Origin of the sequence: Qipengyuania aurantiaca (assembly GCF_019711375.1) — a bacterium.
GTDB lineage: Bacteria > Pseudomonadota > Alphaproteobacteria > Sphingomonadales > Sphingomonadaceae > Qipengyuania > Qipengyuania aurantiaca.
The window spans coordinates 887,532-910,713 of the sequence record NZ_CP081295.1 but is presented as its reverse complement, the minus strand read 5'-3'; the positions used below and the strand labels follow the sequence as shown (position 1 = coordinate 910,713).

At 64.7% G+C, this 23,182-nt stretch carries 23 protein-coding genes; 12 read left to right on the top strand and 11 right to left on the bottom strand.

Features of this window, described 5'->3' with window-relative positions:
* Positions 1 to 41 precede the first annotated feature (41 nt).
* Positions 42 to 644 carry an outer membrane protein gene (locus K3148_RS04385; protein ID WP_221426101.1) on the top strand — a complete coding sequence of 201 codons (603 nt, stop codon included), beginning with the start codon at positions 42 to 44 and terminating at the stop codon, positions 642 to 644.
* A 14-nt stretch (positions 645 to 658) separates the two neighbouring features.
* Here K3148_RS04385 and K3148_RS04380 read toward each other — a convergent pair whose 3' ends face one another.
* From K3148_RS04380 to K3148_RS04360, 5 genes are all read right to left on the bottom strand, one after another.
* Positions 659 to 1,306, bottom strand: a complete 648-nt coding sequence (locus K3148_RS04380; protein ID WP_221426100.1) for an SDR family NAD(P)-dependent oxidoreductase — start codon at positions 1,304 to 1,306, stop codon at positions 659 to 661.
* A gap of 11 nt (positions 1,307 to 1,317) precedes the next feature.
* Positions 1,318 to 2,685: an NAD-dependent succinate-semialdehyde dehydrogenase gene (locus K3148_RS04375; RefSeq protein WP_221426099.1), complete on the bottom strand. Its 1,368-nt coding sequence runs from the start codon at positions 2,683 to 2,685 to the stop codon at positions 1,318 to 1,320.
* 70 nt (positions 2,686 to 2,755) lie between these two features.
* Positions 2,756 to 3,157, bottom strand: a complete 402-nt coding sequence (locus tag K3148_RS04370) for a DUF3592 domain-containing protein (protein ID WP_221426098.1) — start codon at positions 3,155 to 3,157, stop codon at positions 2,756 to 2,758.
* Between the two features lie 56 nt (positions 3,158 to 3,213).
* The gene (gene trmB / locus K3148_RS04365; protein ID WP_221426097.1) at positions 3,214 to 3,915 is read right to left on the bottom strand and encodes a tRNA (guanine(46)-N(7))-methyltransferase TrmB; all 702 of its coding nucleotides are present in this window, start codon (positions 3,913 to 3,915) and stop codon (positions 3,214 to 3,216) included.
* Positions 3,916 to 3,976: 61 nt separating this feature from the next.
* Entirely contained in the window at positions 3,977 to 4,423 is a 447-nt protein-coding gene (locus tag K3148_RS04360) for a response regulator (protein ID WP_221426096.1), read from the bottom strand.
* A 224-nt stretch (positions 4,424 to 4,647) separates the two neighbouring features.
* Here K3148_RS04360 and K3148_RS04355 point away from each other — a divergent pair, with 224 nt between their 5' ends.
* Together K3148_RS04355 and K3148_RS04350 are read left to right on the top strand one after the other, a co-directional pair.
* Positions 4,648 to 5,862, top strand: coding sequence for a mechanosensitive ion channel family protein (locus K3148_RS04355; RefSeq protein ID WP_221426095.1), 1,215 nt, complete (start codon positions 4,648 to 4,650; stop codon positions 5,860 to 5,862).
* 21 nt (positions 5,863 to 5,883) lie between these two features.
* A complete protein-coding gene (locus tag K3148_RS04350) occupies positions 5,884 to 6,819 on the top strand; it encodes a glycosyltransferase family 2 protein (protein WP_221426094.1) in 936 nt (311 codons plus the stop codon).
* A gap of 4 nt (positions 6,820 to 6,823) precedes the next feature.
* On the opposite strand, the gene K3148_RS04345 is transcribed toward K3148_RS04350, so the two are convergent.
* From K3148_RS04345 to lptB, 4 genes are all read right to left on the bottom strand, one after another.
* A complete protein-coding gene (locus K3148_RS04345) occupies positions 6,824 to 7,228 on the bottom strand; it encodes a response regulator (protein WP_221426093.1) in 405 nt (134 codons plus the stop codon).
* Positions 7,229 to 7,507: 279 nt separating this feature from the next.
* Positions 7,508 to 8,203: a response regulator transcription factor CtrA gene (ctrA, locus tag K3148_RS04340; protein WP_006833027.1), complete on the bottom strand. Its 696-nt coding sequence runs from the start codon at positions 8,201 to 8,203 to the stop codon at positions 7,508 to 7,510.
* Between the two features lie 141 nt (positions 8,204 to 8,344).
* A complete protein-coding gene (rpoN, locus tag K3148_RS04335) occupies positions 8,345 to 9,799 on the bottom strand; it encodes an RNA polymerase factor sigma-54 (protein ID WP_221426092.1) in 1,455 nt (484 codons plus the stop codon).
* A 27-nt stretch (positions 9,800 to 9,826) separates the two neighbouring features.
* On the bottom strand, positions 9,827 to 10,612 hold the full coding sequence (gene lptB, locus K3148_RS04330) for an LPS export ABC transporter ATP-binding protein (protein WP_221426091.1): 786 nt from the start codon (positions 10,610 to 10,612) through the stop codon (positions 9,827 to 9,829).
* Positions 10,613 to 10,785: 173 nt separating this feature from the next.
* Here lptB and K3148_RS04325 point away from each other — a divergent pair, with 173 nt between their 5' ends.
* The 3 genes from K3148_RS04325 (at position 10,786) to K3148_RS04315 (ending at position 13,971) form a co-directional block, all read left to right on the top strand.
* On the top strand, positions 10,786 to 11,172 hold the full coding sequence (locus K3148_RS04325; RefSeq protein ID WP_221426090.1) for a hypothetical protein: 387 nt from the start codon (positions 10,786 to 10,788) through the stop codon (positions 11,170 to 11,172).
* Positions 11,173 to 11,242: 70 nt separating this feature from the next.
* A complete protein-coding gene (locus K3148_RS04320; RefSeq protein ID WP_221426089.1) occupies positions 11,243 to 12,589 on the top strand; it encodes a TldD/PmbA family protein in 1,347 nt (448 codons plus the stop codon).
* The gene (locus K3148_RS04315) at positions 12,586 to 13,971 is read left to right on the top strand and encodes a mechanosensitive ion channel family protein (RefSeq protein ID WP_221426088.1); all 1,386 of its coding nucleotides are present in this window, start codon (positions 12,586 to 12,588) and stop codon (positions 13,969 to 13,971) included. Before K3148_RS04320 ends, K3148_RS04315 begins: the two co-directional genes overlap by 4 nt.
* A 49-nt stretch (positions 13,972 to 14,020) precedes the next feature.
* On the opposite strand, the gene ppa is transcribed toward K3148_RS04315, so the two are convergent.
* A complete protein-coding gene (ppa, locus tag K3148_RS04310; RefSeq protein ID WP_221426087.1) occupies positions 14,021 to 14,557 on the bottom strand; it encodes an inorganic diphosphatase in 537 nt (178 codons plus the stop codon).
* 217 nt (positions 14,558 to 14,774) lie between these two features.
* Here ppa and hisS point away from each other — a divergent pair, with 217 nt between their 5' ends.
* The 6 genes from hisS (at position 14,775) to metK (ending at position 21,972) form a co-directional block, all read left to right on the top strand.
* Complete coding sequence (hisS, locus tag K3148_RS04305; protein ID WP_221426086.1) at positions 14,775 to 16,025, top strand: histidine--tRNA ligase; 1,251 nt, start codon at positions 14,775 to 14,777, stop codon at positions 16,023 to 16,025.
* Positions 16,026 to 16,252: 227 nt separating this feature from the next.
* The gene (prfA, locus tag K3148_RS04300; RefSeq protein WP_221426085.1) at positions 16,253 to 17,320 is read left to right on the top strand and encodes a peptide chain release factor 1; all 1,068 of its coding nucleotides are present in this window, start codon (positions 16,253 to 16,255) and stop codon (positions 17,318 to 17,320) included.
* Entirely contained in the window at positions 17,313 to 18,143 is an 831-nt protein-coding gene (gene prmC / locus K3148_RS04295) for a peptide chain release factor N(5)-glutamine methyltransferase (protein ID WP_221426084.1), read from the top strand. Before prfA ends, prmC begins: the two co-directional genes overlap by 8 nt.
* 241 nt (positions 18,144 to 18,384) lie before the next feature.
* Complete coding sequence (locus tag K3148_RS04290; RefSeq protein WP_221426083.1) at positions 18,385 to 19,044, top strand: DUF4167 domain-containing protein; 660 nt, start codon at positions 18,385 to 18,387, stop codon at positions 19,042 to 19,044.
* A gap of 62 nt (positions 19,045 to 19,106) precedes the next feature.
* Positions 19,107 to 20,702, top strand: coding sequence for an apolipoprotein N-acyltransferase (gene lnt / locus K3148_RS04285; RefSeq protein WP_221426082.1), 1,596 nt, complete (start codon positions 19,107 to 19,109; stop codon positions 20,700 to 20,702).
* A gap of 31 nt (positions 20,703 to 20,733) precedes the next feature.
* Entirely contained in the window at positions 20,734 to 21,972 is a 1,239-nt protein-coding gene (gene metK / locus K3148_RS04280) for a methionine adenosyltransferase (RefSeq protein ID WP_221426081.1), read from the top strand.
* A 65-nt stretch (positions 21,973 to 22,037) separates the two neighbouring features.
* On the opposite strand, the gene K3148_RS04275 is transcribed toward metK, so the two are convergent.
* Positions 22,038 to 23,180: a CaiB/BaiF CoA transferase family protein gene (locus tag K3148_RS04275; RefSeq protein WP_221426080.1), complete on the bottom strand. Its 1,143-nt coding sequence runs from the start codon at positions 23,178 to 23,180 to the stop codon at positions 22,038 to 22,040.
* Positions 23,181 to 23,182: the final 2 nt, after the last annotated feature.

Below are 23,182 nucleotides of genomic sequence, written 5' to 3'. Positions count from 1 at the left end.
CTTTCCACGTGCAAGGGATCGCACATAGCAAAGGACATTTCATGAAGAAGATTATCGCCACCGCCGTTCTCGGCGCAGGCCTCGTCGCCACCCCCGCCATGGCGCAGAGCACCGCTCCCGGCGGCCTCTACGTCGGCGCAATCGGCGGCTATGAAGGCGTCGATGTCGAAAGCGCCGACGGTACGGCCACGGCCAGCGCCGATAGCGCGGTCTACGGCATCAACGCCGGTTACGACCTCAGCCTCGGCGGCGCTTTCGTCGGCATCGAAGGCGAGCTTTCGACCAGCAATGGCGACACGAGCTTCCCCGACAGCTTCGGCGGCGCGCGCGAGGGGCTTGAAACGGGCGGCCAATATTACATCGGCGCCCGCGCCGGTTTCGCGCTGACCCCCGGCATCGCCGCCTACGGCAAGGTCGGTTACACCGCGCTCGACACCACCGCTTTCACCTCGAGCGGTTCGCTGGGCGAGCTGGAAGAAAACGCCGATGGCCTGCGGTATGGCGCCGGCCTCCAGGTCGCACTGCCCGGCCCGCTCGAAGCGCGCCTCGAATATCGCCGCTCGAAGTACAACGACCTGGCCGACGTCGATCAGGGCGAAGCGACGACCGACCAGGTGGTCGCGGGTCTCGCAGTTCGCTTCTAAGCGCTAGCGCTCAGCTAGAACGGCAGGGCCTTGCCGGTGTAGTCGACATATGCGTAGCCTGCTTTCGCATTCTCGACGACATCGGCGAGGCCTTTCGCGCTTTCTTCGACCGTGATCTTGGCATTCGGCCCGCCCATGTCGGTCTGCACCCAGCCGGGATGGAGCGAGAGCACGGCGATGTCGCGCTCGGCCGCGTCCTGTTCGGCAATGCCCTTGGCCAGCATATTCTGCGCGGTCTTGCTGGTCCGGTAGAGTTCGTAGCCGCCCGAGCTGTCCTCGATCGAGCCCATCAGCGAGCTCATGAAGGACAGCGAACCGCCATCCTTGATTTGCGGAAGCAGGGTTTTGCCGAGATGCGCCGGACCGAAGGCATTGGTCATCATGACCTTGGCGACTTCATCGGCTGTCGCTTTCTCACTCGATTGATGTTCGGCGCCCGTGATGCCGGCGTTGACGATCACCGCGTCGAACTCGCCCTCGACGTCGAAGGTGGCCGAATCGGTCACGTCGAGCGTGGCGACGCTCACACCGTCCAGCGCGTGCAATTCTTCGCTCTTCGAGCGTTCGGTGCCGGTCACCTCCCAGCCGCGCGCCTTGAATTCCTGCGCGAGGCCGAGGCCGATGCCGCGCGATGCGCCGACGATAAGGATATGCTTGCTCATTCGTGTGTCTCCTAGGCCGGGTGGACCAGTGTCTTGAGGTTCATGAATTCGTGGAGGCCGAATTCGGCCAGTTCGCGCCCGTGGCCCGAGCGCTTGGTGCCTCCGAAGGGCGCTTCGATCTTGGAGCCGTTGACCGCGTTGAAGGTGGTCATGCCCGCTTCGATGGCGTTGGCGAAGTGCTCCTTCTCGTCCTCGTCATTGGTCCAGACCGCCGAGCCGAGGCCATAGGGAATGGTGTTGGCGATGGTGGTCGCTTCCTCGATGTCCTTCGCCTTGTAGAGCTGGCCGACGGGGCCGAAGATCTCGTCGGTCCCGGTCTCACCGGCGAGCGGGACGTCGGTCAGCAGCCCGGCGGTCATCCAGGCTCCGGGCTTGTCGATCTTCTCCGCCCCGAACAGCAGGGTGCAGCCCTCTTCCTTCGCCTTGTCGACCTGCTCCAGCACCGTGTCGCGCTGGCCCTCGCTCGACAGCGGACCGAGCTCGGTGTCGTCCTCCATCGGATCGCCGAGCTTCACGTCCTTGAGCGCGGCAATGAAGCGCTCCGCGAAATCGTCGTAGATCTCGGCATGCACGATCGTGCGCTTGCCGCAGATGCAGGACTGGCCGTTGTTCTGGACGCGCGCGGTGACCGCGTCCTTCACCGCCTGCTCCATATCGGCCGAGGGCATCACGATGAAGGGATCTGTGCCGCCCAGTTCGAGCACAACCTTCTTCAAGTTCTTGCCCGCGCGCTCCGCCACGGCGCTGCCTGCGCCCTCGCTGCCGGTGAGCGTGGCCGCCACCACGCGCGGGTCGTCGATCACCGTGCCTATGGGATCGGAGGAAACGCACAGATTCTGGAGCAGGCCCTCGGGCCCGCCGGCCTCAAGCACCAGTTCCTCCATCCGCGCGGCGACTCCCTGCACGAGGCTGGCGTGCTTCAGCAGTCCGACATTGCCCGCGAGGATCGTAGGGGCGAGGAAGCGGACGACCTGCCAATAGGGGAAATTCCACGGCATCACCGCCAGCACGGGACCTTGCGGCAGCCAGCGCCCCTCGGCGCGGCCGCCATCGGAGAGGTCCCAGAACTTCGATTCCAGCATCGGCGGGCCGTGTTCGGCGTAGTAGTGCAGCAGGTTTGCGCATTTCTGCACTTCGGCGCGCGCCTGCGTGATCGGCTTGCCCATCTCGGTCACCGCGAGGCGGGCGAGCTCTTCCTCGTTGCTCTCGTAAAGATCGCCGAGCGACGTCAGGACTTTCGTGCGCTCGTCCAGCGAGGATGTCCGCCAGTCGCGATAGGCGCGTGTCGCGGTCTCGAGCTTCCGGTCGATGCCGTTTTCGTCGAGCGTTTCATAAGTGGCGATAGTCTCGCCGGTCGCGGGATTGGTGGTGGTGATCAAGGAAAGGCTCCGGATGAGATGGTCCCTTCTTCAATCGCCACCAGCCGCAGCCGTTCCTTTCGAGCGTTGCCTACCAGCCAGCCTCGCGCATTTCGCGCCGTTCCCGCCTTACGAACCACAAGCCGATGGGCACGAAACTCGCTGCGACCAGCGCCCAGACGAGAAATATCCAGTGCTGGCGAAAGCCGCGGATAACGGCGTTTTGCGGCTGGTCTGGCAGATAGCTCACGGTCACTGTGCGGCCCGTGGCGTGCGTCGTGCGAGCGCTGCTCAATCGACGCCCCACTCCCATGCGACCTTCGATTGTATGCTCGCGACCCTCCTGGTCGGTGAAGGACACTATCGGGGCGTTGGAGGTGTGCGTCGTAGCGGAGCTGCGCAGAGCCTGGCTGACGACAGTTCCTTCGGTCTCGACGCCCAGCAAGGCAATCCGGCTGATATCGGCAAACTGGAAGAGGAGGGCGGCAGACATCGCTCCGCCGCCAAGGGCGAAGGCCGCTCCCAATATGCCCTGCGGCCCCACGCGTCCTATTTCCGGCGGAAGCGGAAGTACCAGACCTCGTGGCCATAGGTGGTGCGCGCCTTGTGCTCGTAGCGCGTCTCGCACCAGCCCGAGGGGCGGTCTTCCCAGCTGTGACGGTCCTCGACCACCCACTCGAACACATCGGTGAAGCGCCGCATCACCATCAGCGCGTGGCGCAAATAGACGGGGTGGTCGGTGCCGAAGCGAAACTCGCCGCCGGGCTTCAGCTTATCGGCGAACATCTTCACCGGCCCATCGTTCATCATCCGACGCTTGGCGTGCTTGTTCTTGGGCCAGGGGTCGGGATGGAGCAGGTAGAGCATGGTCAGCCCGCCGTCGGGCACACGGGCCAGCGCATCGAGCGCGTCGCCGTGATGGATGCGGACGTTGGCAAGGCCGCCCTCCCGCACATGGGTGAGCGCCTGCGCCACGCCGTTGAGGAAGGGCTCGGCGCCGATAAAGCCGTGATCGGGCAGCATGTCGGCGCGGTAGGCCATGTGCTCGCCGCCGCCGAAGCCGATCTCGAAATGCAGCGGGCGGTCGAAGCCGAACAGCTCCTCGGCCGTCACAGGGCCTTCGGTGGGCACGGCAATCTGCGGCAAAAGTCTGTCCACCAGCTCCTGCTGCCCGCTGCGCAGGGGCTTGCCCTGGCTGCGGCCATAGAGCCGGTTGAGCGTCGTCGGATCGCCTTCCTTGAATGCAGACATGGCCGCCGCGCTAAGCAAATCGGCCTGCGCTTGTCCAGCGCAAGGAGGTGGCGGGTAGCGCCTAGTGCGAACGACCGGGACGCGAGTCGTGCCGGGGCGGGGCACCCACGGGGGGAACGCCTGCGCCGCGCAACTCGTGAATATGCTCGATCACCTCGACAAGGACATGGGGGAGGACCGGCTTGCGCAAGATACGGTCGGGCTGGTCGCCCTCCATGCGCGAGGCGATGTCGTTGATGTCCCACGCAGTCACCAGAATGGTGCTGAGCGACGGATAATGCTCTTTGGCTTCGGAGATAAGCTCCAGCCCGTTTCGATCACCCTCGAGATTGAAATCGAGGATAAGGAAATCGGGTCTTTCCCTGTCGACAAGGCGGATGGCCTCGTCCGCGCTGGGAGCGCTGCCGACGACGGGAAAACCCGCCGAACGACACATTTCGCCCATCATGAAGGAGAGTGTGGGATCGTCCTCGACGATCACGACAGTGGGGTATCTTTCCTGCGACATGAACCATCTCTTTCGCCCTGTGAAAGTCGGTTCGTTGCGCCGCCCCCCCAGACGAACGATTTCGATTTTTCTTGTGGTATTGCGAAGCCCTTTAGGCACAAATACTTACACCAAAGCCTGAGGTTCCCCAATTTTTCACAGCCTTCTTTGCGACAGGGCGACTCTTAGGTGCGGCAGCGCGTGCTCTTGAGGCTGTCGGGGCAGGCGGGTAGGGCGCGCCAGCTATGGACGACATCCTTCTCGACTACCTCGCCCTCGCGCCGTGGGTGCAGGCGGCACTCGCCCTCTTCGCGCTCCTGATTGTCGCGCTGGCGATCAACTGGCTGATCAAGCGCGTGCTTCTGAAACTCGCCGCGCCCTATCTCGATACGCGCAGCGACACCGCCGACCGCGCGGCCGCATGGCTGGCGACGGTTATACCGCTGCTGGTGATGTCGCGCGGCGTGCTGCTGGTGCCGCATCTGCCGGAGGCGGTCGTCACCGTCACGGTCAATGTGATGCAGGCGCTGATCGTGTTTTCCGTCGCGATGGGGATCAGCTGGGCGCTCAATTACGTGAACGAGCTTTACGCGCGCCGCCCGGAGGCGCGCAGCCGTCCGATCAAAGGCTATATCCAGGTGCTCAAGATCGCGGTCTTCTGCGGCGCGGCGATCCTGATGATCGCGGTGCTGATCGAAGAATCGCCGCTGCTCCTGCTCTCCGGACTGGGCGCGATGGCTGCGGTGCTGCTGTTGGTGTTCAAGGACACCATCCTCAGCCTTGTCGCCAGCGTCCAGCTGACCAGCAACGACATGCTGCGCGTGGGCGACTGGATCGAAATGCCGAGCATGAACGCCGACGGCGACGTGATCGACATCGCGCTGCACACGGTGAAGGTCCAGAATTTCGACAAGACCATCACCACGATCCCGACCCATCGCCTCATCGCCGACAGCTATCGCAACTGGCGCGGGATGAGCGAGAGCGGCGGACGGCGGATCAAACGCAGTCTCGTGATCGACCAGAACTCGGTCCGTTTCCTCGGCGAAGAGGAGATTGCCGGGCTGCGGCGGTTCAAGCTGCTGGATGAATACCTTGCGCGCAAGGCGGAGGAAATCGCCGAATGGAACCGGCACGAACTCTCCAGCGATTGCGACAATATCAACGCGCGCCGCATCACCAATATCGGCACGCTGCGCGCCTATGTGATCGCTTATCTCAAGAGCCACCCGCGCATTGCAGGCGAGGGCTTTACCCTGCTGGTGCGCCAGCTTCCGCCCGGACCGGAAGGTCTGCCGATCGAGATCTACTGCTTCACCGACACGGTCGATTGGGGCGAGTACGAGGCGATCCAGGCGGACATCTTCGACCATATGCTCGCCATCCTGCCCGAATTCGGCCTGCGTATTTTCCAGCAGCCGAGCGGTCTCGATCTTGCAGGACTGGCGGCGCGCGGGTGATGCGTCTATCCGCGTTTCCGGATGGCTGAGCGACACGACAGGCAGGGAAAGAGCGGCGGCGCGGCGCGGATTGCCGTGCTGATGACCTGCCACAATCGCCGCGCGCTGACGCTGCGCTGCCTCGCCTCGCTGGCGCGCCAGCCGGAATTTGCGGCGGGCGATCTCTACCTCGTCGACGACGGATCGAGTGACGGGACCGGCGATGCGGTGCGCGAGGTTTATCCGCAGGCCAACGTCATAGAGGGCGACGGTTCGCTGTTCTGGAACGGCGGGATGAACCGCGCGTGGGAGCATGCCGCCGCGAGCCCGCAAGGCTACGACTATTATCTCTGGCTCAACGACGATGTCGTGCTGGCCGAGGGCGCGCTCGGTGCGCTGCTCGCCGATGCCGAGGCCGCAGCGGGTGAGGAAGGCCGCGCAATCTGCGCCGGCGCGACGCTCGATCCGGAGGACGCGGACATCGTCACCTATGGCGGGCATGGCCGTCCCGAACCGGCGCGCAAGCCGCTGCGGATGCGCCTCGTCGCGCCTTCGGGCGAAGTGCAGGGCATCGACACGATCAGCGGCAATGTAGTTCTCGTGTCGCACGCGGCGTTCGAGGAACTGGGCACGCTCGACCCGCTGTTCGAGCATATCTATGGCGATCTCGACTATGGCCTGCGCGCAAGGGAGGCCATGATCCCGGTGGTACTGGGGCGCGATGCGGCCGGGACCTGCGAGGCCAATCCGGTGACGGGCGGTTCGCTCGATCCCGCTCGGTCAAAGCTCGCTCGCCTCAGGGCGCGGTGTGGTGAGGACAAGAAGGTCCACGCGCGCGACTGGCGCCGTTTCGTCGCGCGTTACGGGGGAGGGCGCCTGCGCCAGGTCGCTTACCGCCTCTCGCCCTATCTGCGGATACTCGCCGGTCGGCCGCACAGCCACTCCGGCACGATCTCGGCAAGCGAGACTTCGAACTAAACGGTCAGGCGGCCTCGGCCATCGCTTCGCGGGTTCCGGCGTGGGCTTCGAGAAGGCTGGCAAGCTGATGCGGCAGGACGGGCTTGCGCAGGACGTGGGTAGGTCCGACCCTTTCGATCCGGTCGCGCAGCACCTCCACATCCCAGCCGGTCACGAGGATGGTGGTGATGCCGGGATTGTGGCGTTTGGCTGTTTCGATCAGCTGCAAGCCGTCTTCGGCGCCGGTGAGGGCGAAATCGGTAATGAGAATGTCCGGCGTTCCTTCCGCCAAGAGGCTCCGCGCGTGGCGCATCGTTTCGGCGAGGCCCACCACCGAGCAGCCGCTTGCGCGGACGGTTTCGCGCAACAGGAAACGCAGCATCTCGTCATCCTCGACGATTGCGACTGCACCGCTCTTGCAATTTCTCATGGTCCCCCCGTTTCTCCTGTCAAAGGCGCAAATAGCAGGGGGGCGAAACGAGCGCGTCTCCGGATGAATACCTAGTGTGGGAACCCTCGGTGCGGTGTCGATATGCGACGCAAAACAAAACGCCCGGAAACCGAAGTTCCCGGACGTTTCGCTGTCCCATCCAAGGAGGATATCTGAATCTCGGATCGCTTGCGATCCGCAAGGCCGACCGGCCGTCGCGCCTTTTGGCGCGGAAGCCTGAGGGGCCGGATGGCCCCGCCGGCGCCTGAGGCAAACGAATTAAGCGGCTTCGGCCTCTTCGTTCGGGTCGCGCAGCACGTAGCCGCGTCCCCAAACGGTTTCGATGTAATTCTCGCCGCCGCAAGCGTGGCTCAATTTCTTGCGCAGCTTGCAGATGAAGACGTCGATGATCTTGAGTTCGGGTTCGTCCATGCCGCCATAAAGGTGGTTGAGGAACATTTCCTTCGTCAGCGTGGTGCCCTTGCGGAGCGAAAGCAGCTCCAGCATCGCGTATTCCTTGCCGGTGAGGTGGACGCGGGCGCCGTCGACTTCGACGGTCTTCGCATCGAGGTTCACGGCGAGCTTGCCGGTACGGATGATCGACTGGCTGTGGCCCTTCGAACGGCGCACCACGGCGTGGATGCGGGCGATCAGTTCTTCGCGGTGGAACGGCTTGGTGACGTAATCGTCGGCGCCGAAGCCGAAGCTGCGGATCTTGCTGTCCATCTCGGCAACGCCCGAGAGGATAAGGACCGGCGTCTGCACCTTGGCGACACGCAGCTTCTTGAGCACGTCGTAGCCATGCATGTCCGGCAGGTTCAGGTCGAGCAGGATGATATCGTAATCATACAGCTTGCCCAGATCCAAACCTTCCTCGCCGAGGTCGGTGGAATAGACATTGAAGCCTTCGGTGGTGAGCATGAGCTCGATGGCTTTGGCCGTTGTCGGCTCGTCTTCGATCAGCAGTACACGCATGGGTTCGTCCCCCTAGCCCTGGTTTCCGATGCCTCTCCCCCTGAGAAAAGGCGTTGTCCCTTGTTAACCATTTGGGGTGTGAATGGAAAAGGTTAACGTGAAGTAAAAGGCGTTAACTTTTTTGCCTGTTGCAAAAAGGATTCAGAGCCCGCGCAGTTTCTTCTCGCGGCGCCTTTGCGCGCTCGAACCGATGCCTATCGCCTCGCGATACTTGGCCACGGTGCGCCGCGCGAGGTCGAAGCCTTCCTCGTTGAGCATGTCGGCAAGCTTCTGGTCGGACAGGACTTTCTTCGGGTCTTCGGCATCGCACAGCGCGCGGATGCGGGCCTTGATTGCTTCGCTGCTGGCGCCTTCGCCATCGGCTGCCGCCACCCCGCTCGAAAAGAAATACTTCATTTCGAAGGTGCCGCGCGGACAGGATAGGAATTTGTTGCTGGTGACGCGGCTGACGGTCGATTCGTGCATTTCGATTCGCTCGGCCACTTCGCGCAGGGTGAGGGGGCGCATGGCCGAGACGCCTTCGCGGAAGAAGCCTTCCTGCAGTGTCACGATCTCGCTGGCGGTCTTGAGGATCGTCTTCTGGCGCTGGTCGAGCGCGCGGATCAGCCAGTCGGCCTCGCCTAGCTGTTCGTTGAGCCAGGCGCGGCTGGCCTTGTCGCGCGCGCCCGCTTCCAGCTCGACGTAATACTCGCGGTTGACCACGAGGCGGGGCAGGCTCGCCTCGTTGATCCGGATCTGCCAGCCGCCGCCCTCGCCGGGCGTGACGAGGACATCGGGCACAATCGCCGCTTCGCCCCCACCGCCATAGCGGCAGCCGGGCTTGGGATCATAGCTGCGCAGTTCGGCGAGCATGTCGGCGATGTCTTCCTCGTCGACCTCGCACAGCCGCCTGAGCTTCGCGATATCGCCGTTTGCAAGCAGGTCGAGATTGTCGATCAGCCGTGCCATGCAGGGATCGTAGCGATCCGCTTCCTTCGCCTGCAGCGCGAGGCATTCGGAAAGACTGCGCGCGCCCACGCCAGTCGGCTCCAGGGACTGGACGAGCGCCAGGCCGCGTTCGATCTCGGCGAGCGGTGCGCCAAGTTCCTCCGCCAGTTCGCGCAATTCCATGTGGAGATAGCCCGCTTCATCGAGCTCGTGGACGATGCGCCCGGCGATCAGCGCCTCGCGCGTGTCATGCGCCAGCGCTCCGATCTGGCCGGAGAGGTGTTCGGCAAGGCTCGGACCCTCGGTCGAGCGGTTCTCGAGATCGGGGAGGTCCTCGCCGCCAAGGCCCATGCCGCCGGCCTGCGCCCAGTCGCCGCTGTCGCCGGGTGCGGCTTCGGGATCTCGCGCGTAGTCGGCAATGTCGAGCGCCGCGTCGCCGTCGAAGTCGGGGGTGGCTTCATGCTCGCCTGCCGATGCTTCGGGAGCGTCCTCGCCCTTTTCGCGACTGACCTCGCCTACTTCGAGCAGCGGGTTGCTCTCCAGCGCCTCGGATACGAAGCTTTCGATTTCGAGATTGGACAGCGCCAGCAGCTTGATCGCCTGCTGCAGCTGCGGCGTCATCACCAGCGATTGGGTCTGCCGTAGGTCTAGCCTCGGACCAAGCGCCATGCCTTCAACTCCGGGCGCGCGCCGTGATCACAGCGTAAAGTTCTCGCCGAGGTAGAGGCGTTTCACGTTTTCGTCCGCCACCAGCGCTTCGGGCGTTCCGGCGAACAGCACCTGCCCGCCATAGATGATGCAGGCGCGGTCGACGATCTCGAGCGTCTCGCGCACATTGTGGTCGGTGATCAGCACGCCGATGCCGCGGGTCTTGAGGTCTTTCACCAGGTCACGGATATCGCTGATCGAAAGCGGGTCGATCCCGGCGAAGGGCTCGTCGAGCAGCATGATCGAGGGCTTGGCGGCCAGCGCGCGGGCGATTTCCGCCCGGCGGCGTTCACCCCCCGACAGCGCCATCGCGGGGCTTTCGCGCAGGCGGGTGAGCCCGAATTCGTCGAGCAGCCGGTCGAGCTCGGCGGCGCGCGTATCCTTGTTCGGCTCGACCATCTCGAGCACGCAATTGATGTTCTGTTCCACGGTCATGCCGCGAAAGATGCTGGTTTCCTGCGGCAGATATCCGAGGCCGAGGATCGCGCGGCGATACATCGGCAGCTTGGTCACATCCTCGCCATCCATCAGGATGCGGCCGGCATCGGGGCGCACGAGGCCCATGATCGAATAGAAACAGGTCGTCTTGCCCGCGCCGTTGGGGCCGAGCAGGCCGAGCACTTCGCCCTTGCCGACGGTCAGCGAGATGTCGGTGAGGACCTGCCGCTTGTCGTAGCTCTTGGCGATCGAGATGACTTCCAGCCCGCCCTGCGGGATGGGCGGGGCGGCATCGTGGACGGCTTCGTTGTCCGCGCTGAGGATATCTTCGGCCATGGCTCGCGCCATAGCACGCGATGCAGGGAGGAAAACCCCACGTCCCCACGAATTGTGACGATTTGGCAGGATTCGTGCAGGGAATGCTTGTCCGGCGGCAATCAGAGGTTCATGCCTTGCCAGATGCGCGCAAGTTTGAAACATTGCCGTACAGAAAATGTCTGGGGAGACAGATGATGGTCGACACGATCGATAAGGGCCGCGAGCTGGAAACGCATGGGGGCAGCCATGCGCCCGACTGGCGCAAGGGGATGAGCGACAATGTCGCGCTGGCGCTCGTGGTTTACACCTGTCTCACCATCTTCGTGACCGTCAACGCCCTGAAGCAGGGTGTTTCGTCGACGCTTCCCTATTTCGCCCTCATCATCCTCGTCGCGCTGATCATCCCGGCCTGCCATGCGTTCGAGAAGCGCTGGCGCGAATTGCCCGAGGAAAAAGCGCATGACGAGGATCTGCGCGGGGCCTATCGCCGCGACCAGGCGATCATCTGGGGGCTGGCCATCGGGCTGCCGCTGCTGATCACCGCGATCCTCAAGGCACTGTTCCTTACGATTGCCTGACCCTTGCGCCCGCCGCGCGGGATGCCTAGCCGAATGCGGAAGATGGCAATGCAAAGGGTTGTGAGCTGACATGATCGACACCGACACCGCGCTGTTGCGCTGCCAGGACCTCGTCGCGCTGGCGCAGCGCATGGGGGCGGATGCCGCCGACGCGGTCGCCCGCGCGAACGCCTCCGAATCGGTGAGCATGCGGCTGGGCGCGCTGGAGGAGGTCGAGCGCTCCGAAAGCGAGGAGATCGGCCTGCGCGTCTTCGTCGGCAAGCGCTCCGCCTCGATCCACACCAGCGATTTTGCGCCCGAGGGCCTGAAGGCGCTGGCCGAGCGCGCGGTGCAGATGGCGCGCCACGCGCCGGAGGACCGCCATGCCGGCCTCGCCCCTGCCGAGACGCAGCTTTCCGGCGACCTGCCCGATCTCGAACTTGCCGACACACATCGCAGCGATCCCGAAGCCTTGCGCGAAGCGGCGCTCGCGGTCGAAGAGGCTGCCCGCAGCGTCGCTGGCGTGACCAACAGCAACGGCGGCAGTGCGAGCGCGAGCCGTTCGGTCGCCGCGCTCGCGACCTCGACCGGCTTCGCGCGCGGCTATGCGGGCAGCGGCTTCTCGCTGTCCGCCAGCGTGATTGCTGGCGAGGGTGGGGCGATGCAGACCGACCACGCTTCACGCAGCGCGCGCTTCCTCGCCGATCTTGTCTCTCCCGAAGAAGTCGGACGCGAGGCAGGCCAACGTGCGGTTGCGCGGCTCAATCCCGTGTCGATGCCGAGCCGCAAGCTGCCCATCGTCTTCGAGCCGCGCATTGCCGGCGGTCTCGTCGGGCACCTGCTCGGCGCCATGTCCGCCCCGGCCATTGCACGAAAGGCGAGCTTCCTGCTTGACCGCGAGGAAGAGCCCTTGTTCGACAGCGCGGTGCGCATTCTCGAAGAGCCGCTGCGCAAGCGTGGGATGCGCTCACGGCCCTTCGACGGCGAGGGGGTGGCCTGCTGCCCTCGCGCGCTGGTCGAGGGTGGAAAGCTCACCGGCTGGCTCACTAATGTGTCGAGCGCGGACCAGCTCGGCCTCAGCCTCACCGGCCACGCCTCGCGCGGCTCGGGTGGTTCGCCCGGCGTCAGCGCCAGCAACGTCCACATGGAGAAGGGCACCGTTTCCCCGCAGGAACTGATGGCCGATATCGAGGACGGGCTCTACGTAACCTCGCTCTTCGGGCAGGGCGTCAACGGGGTCACCGGCGATTACAGCCGCGGCGCGACAGGCTTCCGTATTCGCAAGGGCGAGATTACCGAACCGGTTGCCGAGATTACGATTGCGGGTAATCTCCTCGAAATGTTCCGCGCGCTGACCCCTGCCGACGATCTCGAGATGATCCGCTCGATCAACGTGCCGACGCTGCGGATCGACGGCATGACGGTGGCGGGCGAGTGAGGGCGCTCCTCGCCAGCTTTGCCCTTCTCACCGCGGCACCCGCCCCCGCTCTCCTTCCGGCCGCGCCCGAAACCGAAGCCCCCGCCGAGCCCGAAGCGCCGGTCCAGACCATCGACGACACGCAGGACGAAGGCGCCGACGAGCGTATCGCCCAGCGTATCTCTGGCATCTTCGCCGAACTGCCCGCGTTTCAGGGCGTTTCAGTCGCCGTCAGCGAAGGCGTCGTCACACTTTCGGGCGAAGTGCCGAAGCAGGAGGACATCACCCGCGCCGAGGCGATTGCGGCACGTGTTTCGGGCGTCGTGACGGTCGAGAACGGTCTCGAACGCAATGTCTCCATCTCGGCCCAGGGCACGGGGCTGTCCTCACTCGCCGACCGCTGGAACGGGCTGGTGGCCATGCTCCCGCTGATCGGGCTGGCGCTGCTGGTCTGGGCGGGGATTTCGCTGCTTGGCTATCTCATCGCCAGCCTCGGTACGTTGTGGCACCGGCTCGCGCCCAACAGTTTCCTGGCCGAGCTTATCGCGAGTGCGATCCGCTTTGTTTTCGTGATCGGCGGCCTCGTCGTGGCGCTCGACCTGATCGGGGCGGGCGCGCTGCTCGGCGCAGTGCTGGGCGGGGCGGGCGTGATCGGCCTCGCGCTCGGTTTCGCCTTGCGCGAGACGATCGAGAATTACCTCGCCTCGCTGATGCTGAGCCTGCGCCAGCCCTTCCGCGCCAACGACTGGGTGCTGATCGACGACCTCGAAGGGCGCGTGATCCGCCTTACCAGCCGGGCGACGGTGCTGATGACGCTCGACGGCAACCATTTGCGCATTCCCAACGGGCAGGTGTTCCGCGCGGTGATCACCAATTTCACGCGCAACCCACAGCGCCGGTTCCAGTTCGACCTTGGCGTGGATGCCGATGACGACGCGCGTGCCGCCCGCCAGCTGGGCCGCGACACGCTGGCCGCGCTCGACTTCGTGCTCGACGAACCGGCTCCCGAGGCGCGCATCATGGAAGTGGGCGATTCCAACGTGGTGATCCGCTTCCTCGGTTGGATCGACCAGGAGAAGACCGACTGGTGGAAAGCGCAGAGCCGCGCGATACCGGCGGTCAAAGAGGCGTTGGAAGAGGCGGGCTTCGGCCTGCCCGAACCCATCTATCGCCTGCGCTTCGACCCGCGCTCGGCCACGCTGCCCTTCGAGAATATCGCCGAAGCCGGACGCGCGAACGAAAAGGTCGCGCCCAGGAAGGCCGTGCAGCAGGTCACCGTTACCGAAGCTGACGAAGATGTGCGGCCGGTCAACGAGATTGCCGAGATGGTGGAGAAGGAGCGCCGGGAAAGCGGCGGGGAGCAGGACAAGGACCTGCTCGATTCCTCGCGGCCCGTCGAATGACCGGCGCGCAATAGCAAAAGGGGCGCTTCGCAGCGCCCCTCTCCGTGTCTTATTTCTTGTTCGCTTCGTAGCGCTCGATGCACTCGAGTACCACGCGCTTGGCGTCATCCGCATCGCCCCAATTGCCGATGCGCACCCACTTTTCGGCTTCGAGGTCCTTGTAGTGGGTAAAGAAGTGCTCGATCTGCTGGAAGATGATCGACGGCAGGTCCTTCGTTTCCGCAATGTCGGAATAATAGGGGAAGGTCGTGTCGACCGGCACGCAGACCAGCTTTTCGTCGCCGCCATGCTCGTCTTCGAGATTGAGAACGCCGATCGGGCGGGCACGCACGACGCAGCCCGGGATGAAGGGCGAGCGCGCGATGACCAGCGCATCGAGCGGATCGCCGTCGTCCGAAAGCGTGTGCGGCACGAAACCGTAGTTGGCCGGGTAACGCATCGGCGTGTGCAGGATACGGTCGACGAACAGCGCGCCGCTTTCCTTGTCGAATTCGTACTTCACCGGTTCGCCGCCGGTGGGGACTTCGATGATGACGTTGAGGCTTTCGGGCGGACTGTCGCCCACGGGGATCATGTCGATGCGCATCTGTGCTCACTCTAGTGGTTGGCGGTTCCAGCCCGCTCCCCCTCCCAGCCACCCGATCATGCCCTGATAGCGTATCGGGTGGCTGGGAGGGGGAGCGGGCCGGCACCGTTCCGCCGAAAGGCGGAGAAAGACGGCCCCTCTCCCCAGAAAGACTTGGCGGGCCGATAGCGTCCCAGCGATATTGCGGCAACCTGTTCTCTCGACTAAGCGCGCGGCCATGGCAAAAACCCCGCAAGCAATTCGTGGAACGCAGGACATATTCGGCGCCGACGCCGAAGCCTTCGCCTTCGTGGTTGAAACCTTCGAGCGCGTCCGCAAGCTCTACCGCTTCCGCCGCGCCGAAATGCCGGTCTTCGAGAAAACGGAAGTGTTCGCCCGTTCGATCGGCGAGACCACCGATATCGTCTCGAAGGAAATGTATTCCTTCGAGGATCGCGGCGGGGAATCGCTGACGCTGCGGCCCGAATTCACCGCCGGCATTGCGCGCGCCTATTTGTCGAACGGCTGGCAGCAGCACGCGCCCCTCAAGTTGGCGACGCACGGACCGCTGTTCCGCTACGAGCGTCCGCAGAAGGGCCGCTATCGCCAGTTCCACCAGATCGATGCCGAGATCATCGGCGCGGCCGAACCACAGGCTGATGTCGAGCTGCTCGCAATGGCCGACCAGGTTATCCGCGAACTCGGTATCGAAGACGTGACGCTGCACCTCAACACGCTGGGCGATGGCGACAGCCGCGAGGCCTGGCGCGCCGCGCTGGTCGAGCATTTCCGCGCCGTGAAGGACGAGCTTTCGGAAGATTCGCAGGAGCGGCTCGAAAAGAACCCGCTGCGCATCCTCGACAGCAAGGACCGCCGCGACCAGAAGTTCGTCGCCGACGCGCCGAAGATCGACCAGTTCCTGTCCGAGGACGCGCGGGCGTTTTTCGACGCCGTCACCAGCGGCCTCGACGCGGCAGGCGTGAAGTGGCAGCGCGCGGAAAGCCTCGTGCGCGGCTTGGACTATTACCGCCACACCGCCTTCGAATTCATCCCCGACGAGGGCAGCGAGGCCGCCGGCAAGCTCGGCAGCCAGAGCACCATCCTCGGCGGCGGGCGTTACGACGGCCTGATGGAAAGCCTCGGCGGCGCGCCGACACCGGCGGTCGGGTGGGCTGCGGGTATCGAGCGGCTGGCGATGCTGGTGGGTGACAAGGGTGAGGCAGAATGCGATCTCATCGTTGTGGTCGAGGACGACGGCCGTCTGGCAGAGGCCTTTGGAGTGTTGAAGCAGGTGCGCGCAGAGGGCTTTACTGCTGAGATGATTTCAGGCGGATCACCTCGCAAGCGTTATGACAAGGCCGTAAAGCGTACTCCGAAAGTCATCCTCTCGTTGCAAAGAGATATGGGGCACAGCGTCAGCCACGATAATTTTGAGGAACCCGTTCTCAGCGTCATCACTGCTTATAGCGAGCCGTCACCCCGGACTTGATCCGGGGTCCCGCTTTTCTTGTCGCGCGACGCAAGTAAGCGGGATCCCGGCTCGGGGGCCGGGATGACGAGAGAGCGAACTCTTTCCTACCCCATCGATCCGGCGCTACTGATCCATACCGATCGACCGCAAAAGTGCCTCTGACCTTCGCCACGTACCACCTTCGAGTCCTTAACCCTTGAACCCTGTTCCAAGCGTTCCATCATTCAGGAAACTGAGCCAAAACCTTGCAAGTCCCCGCCGAACGCCTCGACCAGATCGCCCATCGCTTCGCCGAGCTCGAGGCGCGGATGGCTTCGGGTACACTTGAAGGCGACGAATTCGTCCAGGCGAGCCGCGACTATGCCGAGCTCGAACCCGTCGCGAAGGTGGCCGCCGAAGTGAAGGCCGCGCGCGAGGAAATCGTGAACCTCGAAGAGATGCTCGCCGATCCCGAGATGAAGGCGATGGCGGAAGAAGAACTGGCGGCCCTGCGCGAACGCCTGCCCGCAGCCGAACGGGCACTCGCCATCGCTATGCTTCCGCGCGATTCCGCCGACAACAAGCCCGCCATGCTCGAAATCCGCGCCGGTACGGGCGGCGACGAAGCGGCGCTGTTCGCCGGCGATCTTTTCCGCATGTACGAACGCTATGCTGCCGAGCAGGGCTGGAAGGTCGAACCCGTCAGCATGAACGCCAGCGAGGTCGGCGGCTTCAAGGAAATCGTCGCCAGCGTGACCGGCCCCAATGTCTTCGCCAAGCTGAAGTTCGAAAGCGGAGTCCACCGGGTGCAGCGCGTGCCCGAAACCGAAAGCGGCGGGCGCATCCATACCTCGGCGGCGACCGTGGCCGTGCTGCCGGAGCCGGACGAGGTCGACGTGCAGCTCGACCCGACCGAACTCAAGATCGACACCTATCGCGCCAGCGGTGCGGGCGGCCAGCACGTCAACACGACCGACAGCGCCATCCGCATCACCCACCTTCCTACAGGCACGGTGGTGACCTGTCAGGACGGGCGCAGCCAGCACAAGAACAAGGAAAAGGCGATGCAGGTCCTGCGCACGCGCCTTTACGATGCCCAACGCGAGGCGACGCAGGGCGCCGAGGCGGAGGCGCGCAAGGCCATGGTCGGCAGCGGCGACCGCTCCGAACGCATCCGCACTTACAACTACCCGCAGGGACGCGTCACCGATCACCGCATCGGGCTGACCTTGCAGAAGCTCCCGCAAATCATCGCCGGACCGGGGCTCGCCGAACTGGTCGACGCGCTGATCGCCGAGGACGAGGCGAAGCGCCTTGCGGCGATGAATGACTGATACGGCGAGCGTCGCCGAGGCCATCCGCGCCGCCGCCGGGCGTCTTGCCGCGACCAGCGAGACCGCGCGGCTCGATGCCGAATTGCTGATGGCCCACGCGCTGGGGACCGAGCGTTCCGCCATGTTGCTGCGCGCGATGCGTGATCCTGCGCCACAGGGCTTCGAGGCCCTCGTCGAGCGCCGTGCTGCGCACGAGCCGGTCGCGCATATCCTCGGCCACCAGGAGTTCTTCGGGCGCAGCTTCAAGGTCACCCCCGGCACGCTGATCCCGCGCGGCGACAGCGAGGTGCTGGTCGAGGCTGCTCTCGAACGGAAGCGCGATGCCGCGCGGGTGCTCGATCTCGGCACTGGCACGGGTGCGCTGTTGCTCTCCGTGCTGGCGGAAACGCAGGCACGGGGCGTCGGGACAGATAGTTCGCCCGCCGCGCTCGCCGTGGCGCATGATAACGCCGACTTGCTGGGCGTGGAGGATCGCGCGCGATTCCACCTTCTTGATTGGACCAGGGACGGCTGGGCCGATGATCTGGGGCAATTCGATCTCGTCCTGTGCAACCCGCCCTATGTCGAGGAAGAGGCCGTATTAGACCCCGATGTGCGCGCCCACGAGCCGCATGGCGCGCTGTTTGCAGGCCCGGAGGGGCTCGACGATTACCGCATTATCCTTCCGCAATTGCGCAGTTTGATGAGCGAAAGGGCGGTCGCGATTCTCGAAATAGGACACGAACAATCGCCCGCTGTAAGCGAAATTGCGCGGGGTGAGGGCTTTGCCGTCGAGCTGCGCCATGACCTTGCCGGACGGCCCCGCGCCCTCATTCTGACATAAAGGGCTTGGCAAAGCCGATTCGAGGCTTTACCTCTGGCCACAGGCCAGCGGTGCGCGGACTGTTCCGACCCGCCGGTTCTAAGCTCCGACATGGCAGTTTTGGTGCACGGCTTCGGCTCACGCATACCATGCTCAGACAGGAGCGCGCATGCTGCGAGAGGGTGCGGCATGCTCGATGGACAACGCGGGAATAGAAGCAGGCCGAGGGTCTGTACCGCGCCATGAAAAGGACGAGTATTCCTTGAACAACAATCGCAACAACCGTCGCCGCGGTCGTAACAACAACAACCGTAACCAGGGCGGCGGCAATTCGGCCAACCGGATCGACAGCCGTGCGCGCGGCAATGCCCCCCAGCTGCTCGACAAGTACAAGAAGCTTGCGCAGGACGCCCAGCACAATGGCGACCGCGTGCAGGCCGAGTATTACCTGCAGTTCGCCGACCATTATTTCCGCGTGATCGCCGACAACAAGGCGCGTCAGGACGAGGCCAAGGCCAAGCGCCAGGACGAACGCGGCAACCAGTCCGACGATGACGACGGTGACGAGGACGGCGACGACAATCGCAAGAACCGTCGCCCCCGCGGTCGCCGCGACGACGAACAGGGCCAGAACGAAAGCCGTGGCCGCAAGCCGCGCCGCAAGGCCGATGATGCGGACGACGCGGACGATTTCGAGCGCGCCGACAACCCCTTCACCCGCAAGGACGGCGAGGACGAGGCGCCCAAGAAGCGCCGCGCTCCGCGCAAGGCCAAGAAGGGTGAAGAAGGCGTTCCCGGCAACGAAGGCGAAATCGACGTGGCCGTCCTTCCGCCCGCCATCGGCGGCGACGAGGAAAAGCCCGCTCCCCGGCGCCGCAAGCGCAAGAGCGAAGAAGGCGAGGATGTGAGCGCGGTCGGCTGATCGCGCTCCACCTGCCTGTTTTCCTTGCCATCCCCGCATGCTGAATTAACAGGCGCGGGGTGATGGATCGTATCCCCGACTTCCTGCAGCGCCACCCGAAGTGGAGCGCGCTGCTTCTCGGCCTCGCTTCGGCGACCGGCTTCCAGCCCCTGCACCTTTGGCCGCTGGGTCTCGCCGCCATTGCGACCTTCGTCTGGCTCGCTTTCCGGCAGGAGAGCGCAAAACGCGTCTTCCTCCTCGGCTGGCTGTTCGGCGTCGCGCATTTCACGCTAACCAACAACTGGATCGCGACCGCCTTTACCTATCAGGCTGAGATGCCCGCCGCGCTCGGCTGGGCGGCGGTTCCGCTGCTTTCGCTCTATCTCGCCGTCTGGCCCGCGCTGGCGGTGCTGGGCGCGTTCCTGATCGCACGAGGGCGCGGCCTCCCGGCGTTTTCGCTGGCGCTAGGCGGGTTCTGGATCGCGGCGGAATGGCTGCGCAGCTGGGTCTTCACCGGCTACGCCTGGGGTCCGTTCTCGCTGATGCTGCTGGGCGACTGGGAGCGGCCCGGGCTGGCCTTGGCACTGCCGTGGCTCGGCACCTACGCCCTCTCGGGTCTGGCGGTGGCGCTGTGCGGGCTGCTGGCGTGGATGGTGGCGACCCGGCGATGGTTGCCGCTCGGAGTGAGCCTCGTCGCCGTGCTCGCAGCTATGCTGGTGCCGTCGCGCCCGGCTGAGGAGGGCTTCCTTCCGGTCACGCTCGTTCAGCCGAACCTGCGGCAGGAAGAGCTCGACGATCCAAGCAAGTTCGAAGAGCAGTTCCAGCGCATAGCAAAACTCAGCGTGCCGCAGCGGCAGGTTAGCCGCCGCCTTGTCCTCTGGCCCGAAAGCGGTGTGCCCGACTATCTGCGCGACGGCTATCCGCTGCGCTACTACATTCAAATGACCGCCGGGGCCGATCCCGTATTCGCCCGCCAGCGCATCGGGGAGACGATCGGCGAGGGCGGCCTGCTGCTAACTGGCGCGGTCGACCTGGAAATCGGCGAAGTCGACGGACGCCGCAGGGCAGTCGGCGCCTATAACGCGGTCACGCCCATCGATCCGCAGGGCAACCTGGGCCAACGCTACGCCAAGGCGCATCTGGTTCCCTATGGCGAATATCTGCCGATGCGCGCGCTGCTCGAACCGCTCGGCCTGTCTCGTCTTGTGGCCGGTTCCATCGACTTCATACCGGGCCCCGGCCCGCAGACGATCGACTTCGGCCCGCACGGCAAGGCCGGTATGCAGATCTGCTACGAAATCGTCTTCTCGGGCGAAGTGGCCGACCGGTCCGACCGCCCCGACTATATCTTCAACCCCTCCAACGATGGCTGGTTCGGCGCCTGGGGCCCGCCGCAGCATCTAGCGCAGGCGCGTCTCCGTGCGATCGAGGAGGGCCTGCCGGTCCTGCGCTCCACCACCACGGGCATCAGCGCGATCATCGATGCGCGCGGCGTGGTGCGCGACCACATTGGACGCGCGCAGGCGGACCGCATCGATACGCTTGTCCCGCCAGCGGCTGCGCCGACGCTGTTCGCGCGCCTCGGCCACTGGCTTTCGCTTGTCTGGGGGATAGTGCTTCTAGGCGCATCGCTGGTTGCAAGTCGGCGCGCGCGCCGCTACGAGATGCGCCACACTTAAAGCTATCTTTATATCTTTTACTGGGGTCTTCATGCGCACCAATTACTTGTTCACCTCCGAGAGCGTCTCGGAAGGCCATCCCGATAAGGTTTCCGACCAGATCAGCGACGCCATCGTCGACCTGATGCTGGCCAAGGATCCCGAATCGCGCGTCGCTTGCGAAACCATGACGACCACGCAGCGCGTCATCCTCTCGGGCGAAATCCGCTGCGCCCCGATGTATGACAAGAACAACGAAGACTGGCGCGAAAATGGCGGCTGGGCTCCCGGTGCCAAGGAAGAGATCGAGCAGGCCGTGCGCCGCACCGTGCGCGAGATCGGTTATGAGCAGGACGGCTTCCACTGGGAAACGCTGACCTTCGAAAACCACCTCCATGGCCAGTCGGCTGAGATTGCGCAGGGCGTCGATGCCAGCGGCAACAAGGACGAGGGCGCCGGCGACCAGGGCATCATGTTCGGCTTCGCCTGCGACGAGACGCCCGACCTCATGCCGGCCACGCTCGATTATTCGCACAAGATCCTCGAACGCCTCGCCGCCGATCGCAAGAATGGCACCGCACCCTTCCTCGAGCCCGACGCCAAGAGCCAGCTGTCACTGCGCTATGAAAACGGCAAGCCGGTCGCCTGCACCGCGATTGTCGTCTCGACCCAGCACGGCAAGGGCTATCACGAGGGCGAGAAGGAAGCCGAACTCAAGGCCTATGTGAAGAAGGTCGTGAACGAGATCCTGCCCGAAGGCTGGGTTTCGGACGAGACCGAATGGCACATCAACCCGACCGGCGCCTTCGAGATCGGCGGCCCCGATGGCGACGCAGGCCTCACCGGTCGCAAGATCATCGTCGACACCTATGGCGGTGCTGCCCCTCATGGCGGCGGCGCGTTCAGCGGCAAGGACCCGACCAAGGTTGACCGCTCGGCCGCTTACATAACGCGTTATCTCGCTAAGAACATCGTCGCGGCCGGACTCGCAAAGCGTTGCACGATCCAGCTGTCCTACGCGATCGGCGTATCAAAGCCGCTTTCGCTCTATGTCGACACGCACGGCACCTGCGCCGACGGCGTGACGGACGAGGGCCTGGAAAACGCGATTGCGGGTATCGAAAAGCTCGGCGGCCTGACCCCGCGCGGCATCCGCACACACCTCGGCCTCAACAAGGCGATCTACCGCAAGAGCGCGGCCTACGGTCACTTCGGCCGCCAAGCCGAAGGCGATGCCTTCCCCTGGGAGCGCACCGACCTGGTCGACGATCTCAAGGCGGCGATTGGCTGACCCGGAGTTCTCCGGATACGAAAAGGGCGGCCTCTCGGAGCCGCCCTTTTTCTTTTGCGCCGCTTTTAGTCGTGCTGCCCTTTTGCAGGTGAGGGCGCCTCGAGCGCCAGATCCGCATCCGAGAACCGGAAGGGGCTGCGCACCGACGGCATACCGTCGAGATCGAGCCTGAGTCCGCGCGCCTGCACTTGCGGGTCGGCAAAAACCTGATCGATCTCGTTTATCGGACCGGCAGGAATGCCCGCCGTGGCGCAGGCGGCGAGCAGGTCTTCGCGCGACCATTGCGCGGTGGCCTCGGCAATCAGCGTGTCGACCTCGTCCCGCCGCTCGACGCGGGCGGCGTTGGTGGCGTAGCGTTCGTCTGCAAGAAAGTCCTCGCGGCCGAGAACGGTCAGGAGCTTGCGGAACAGCGCGTCGTTGGCAGGGGCCAGCACGACCTGCCCATCGCTGGTAGGGAAGACGCCATAGGCGCTCACCTGCGCATGGGCGTTGCCCATACGTGGCGGGTTCTCGCCGGTCGCGAGGTAACTCATCGCCTGGTTGGCGAGCAGGGCGACCGAACTGTCGAGCAGGCTCATGTCGATCCATTGCCCCTTGCCGGTGCGATGGCGCATCAGCAGCGCGGCCTGCACGGCGTTGGCCGCCCAAAGCCCGCAGGACAAGTCGCTGATCGAGACGCCCATTTTCATCGGCTCGCCTTCGGGTTCGCCTGTTAAAGCCATGAAGCCGCTCATCGCCTGAACCACGAAATCGTAGCCGGGTTCGTCGCGGCGGGGTCCGTCCTGTCCGAAGCCGGTGATGGAGCAGTAGACGAGGGCTGGGTTGCTCTTCGAGAGCGTCTCGTAGTCGAGGCGGAATTTCGCCAATCCGCCAGGCTTGAAGTTCTCGAGCACCACGTCGGCCCCGGCGGCCAGTTTTGCGACGCGCGCAAGGTCCGCCTCCTCACGGAAATCGGCCACGATGCCGCGCTTCCCGCGATTACAGGCGTGATAATAGGCGCTGGTCGTCTCGCCGCCATGCTCGACCCAGGGCGGCCCCCAGATGCGCGTGTTGTCGCCTTCGGGGCTTTCGACCTTGATCACGTCCGCGCCCAGATCGGCGAGGATTTGCCCGGCCCATGGTCCGGCCAGGACGCGCGCGAGTTCGAGCACTTTCAGTCCGGCCAGCGGGCTGTTCTCGTTGCGCGGGTTTGCGAGCCAGTCGGCCATGG